This is a genomic window from Acinetobacter sp. AM (assembly GCF_003105055.1).
GTDB classification, from domain to species: domain Bacteria; phylum Pseudomonadota; class Gammaproteobacteria; order Pseudomonadales; family Moraxellaceae; genus Acinetobacter; species Acinetobacter tibetensis.
Map to the genome: position 1 here is coordinate 1 of NZ_QETG01000051.1, position 2,326 is coordinate 2,326.

A 2,326-nucleotide genomic window follows, 5' to 3' on the forward strand; every position below is an offset into this window, starting at 1 on the left:
GGCCTGGGCTATTGATAGAGTGATCTAAAACAGTTGCTTTACCTAAATGTGACTTAATATATGCTTTAATTTTATAATTATATAAAATAGTTTTTTCTGACTTGTTTTTTGCTTTGTATTTGATAGGTATTTTGTTTAAAAAATCGTTTAATCTTTTTATGAAATCAACTATCTGTATATCAATAAATAGGGGATGTGATACCCCTGCAACCATAGATTCAACAGGTGAACAGTTAATAACTTTCCCTTTATTGGAACTACTACAATTTTGGCGTAATAGGCTTTTTAAAGCAGTATTGCTTAAACCATTATAAACAGCTTTTATTGAATTATTTGACTTACTCACAACCCAACCACAGTTGGCAAAAAGCGACTCATATAAGTCTGGATGCTTCTCTTTAAATTGAAATATCTGTTCAGGAAGTTCTCCCGTACCAGATGAATTTACAGTTTTTTGCATAGCACCCGCTGTAATTATTTCACTGTCATAACTTTGAACAGCATCAAACTCTCCTTCATTAGGAGCAACAGATAACAAAACTATCTTATCATCATTAGTAAGTTTACCTTGTGCTATGAGTTCATCCCACTTTGTATAAGTTGAAATTGGTTTTTTTCCCCAATAAACAGGGCCAAAGATTTTACCGTATTGTGTACACTTAACTTTCCCTTTAAATTCCATTCCACAGCTATTTACAATTGGTTCACTTTTTTCTGGCCTATTAGGTTCAGTCACTCCATTTATACTAACAATGTCGAAAAACATTTTTAATTCAACAAGTTCAGTTGTTCGTGGATAATAGCTAGTGATTACAGGATTACCATTATTTTTAAATGAAGTATTGTCTGGCTTTAGTGGTTCTATTGTTATTCGACTATGCAATATAGATGTAAAGCTTAATTCACCATTTTTAACATCCATAATATGATCGATAAATTTGGATGATTCTTTAGAGTGACCTTTCAGGTATGAAAGTCTAACTTTGAAAGGTATTACAAATTTTTTATTATTTTTATTATTTTCAAAAAAAATAATTTTAGTTTTAGCAATTCCATAGTCACTTAATTTGTATGGTGATTTCATAGATTCTGGAGGGAATTTACAATTAACTACCCCTAATTTGTAATAAACATTATCTCCATCATTATCCTCTTTAAATTTAGTCATATCAGGAGAACCAGTTTTACTCAGAGGAGCTAATACAAATACTTCTACAGACGTACCATCTGAATAAAAGGTTAAAAATCCACCATCCAAACTTGTTAATTTATTATTTTTTTTGTCTTTACCAACATAACGAGTGGCTATTGGGAAGTTAGACATAACATTGTTATTAGCATCAAGAATTTGTATTTGATATTCTTTTAATGGCATTGCTCTACCCTTCTAAAGCTTCATCAGTGTTTGCCGTGTCATTTGTAAATATATCTTCAGGGCAATCCAACATAACTTCATTACTCTGAAATAAAAGAGATGTAAATTTTTCTTCCTTTTCTGTATAAAATCTTAATGTTGTATCACTTTTCATATTATCAAGAGATCTTTTAGTAATAATTTTTTGAGTATCATCTTTTATAACAAATACCTCTTTTTCAAAAAATTGTGGCGATTCTATCTTGTTTCCTTGTTCATCTGTATATTCAAACTGATAGTTAATTTTATGACTGTAATCATTAGGAACGGTTGGTAATACTGTTACAGGAGAAACGACTTTTTCACCAGATTTAAACTGCTGCTGTCCAGCTTTTACTACAAATTTCCCACTCATTTTTTCTCTCGACTTATCTAAAGTTTCATTATTTTGTTAAATTATACTCAATAATTCTTATATATCAGTGATTTTTATGTCTTTAGTCGTGGCTTTTAATTTAGAAGACTATGCAATTTTAGCGACAGACAAACGAGGTTTTCTACACTATGGTACTAACGAAAAAAATATAGTGTTAAGCGTAAATGATAATTACCAAAAAGTCAGGCAAATTCCTTTTGGTTTTTTTGCCTCAGCAGGTGATTATTTAATAACAGAATGTTTTTATGCAGAATGCATAACGACAACCTTAAGAAAAAGAAATTTAGAAGAAATCTTAAAAGATACTTATGACAGATATTGTAGTTTAAAAGGCATTTATCATTTTTCTGAAGCTACTAATATCTTGTTAATTGCGAAAGGATATAACTCACATGGAAATTTCGAAAAAGATGCATTTTTACAAATTATGATAGATTTTGAAAGGATAGAAATACAAGAAATTAAACCTATGAATTTAGTAGCCTTAATGGCAAAAATGAATCCTGATAAAAGTTTTTGGGACAAGATTGGAAATT

General features: G+C 29.8%; 2 protein-coding genes and 1 pseudogene. 1 reads left to right on the forward strand and 2 read right to left on the reverse strand.

Going from position 1 to position 2,326, the window contains the following annotated elements; translation table 11 throughout:
• Together DCO44_RS16500 and DCO44_RS16505 are read right to left on the reverse strand one after the other, a co-directional pair.
• Nucleotides 1–1,375: pseudogene (locus DCO44_RS16500) on the reverse strand (hypothetical protein); the annotation flags it as partial.
• Between the two features lie 4 nt (nucleotides 1,376–1,379).
• Entirely contained in the window at nucleotides 1,380–1,769 is a 390-nt protein-coding gene (locus tag DCO44_RS16505; protein WP_116763775.1) for a hypothetical protein, read from the reverse strand.
• A gap of 76 nt (nucleotides 1,770–1,845) precedes the next feature.
• Between DCO44_RS16505 and DCO44_RS16510 the strand changes: the two genes are divergently transcribed.
• A partial coding sequence (locus DCO44_RS16510; protein ID WP_116763777.1) for a hypothetical protein occupies nucleotides 1,846–2,326 on the forward strand: 481 nt, incomplete at its 3' end.

What these genes read in the sequence shown, in the direction of transcription:
- DCO44_RS16505 (WP_116763775.1), bottom strand. Translation starts at nt 1,769, where the DNA reads ATGAGTGGGAAATTTGTAGTAAAAGCTGGACAGCAGCAGTTTAAATCT.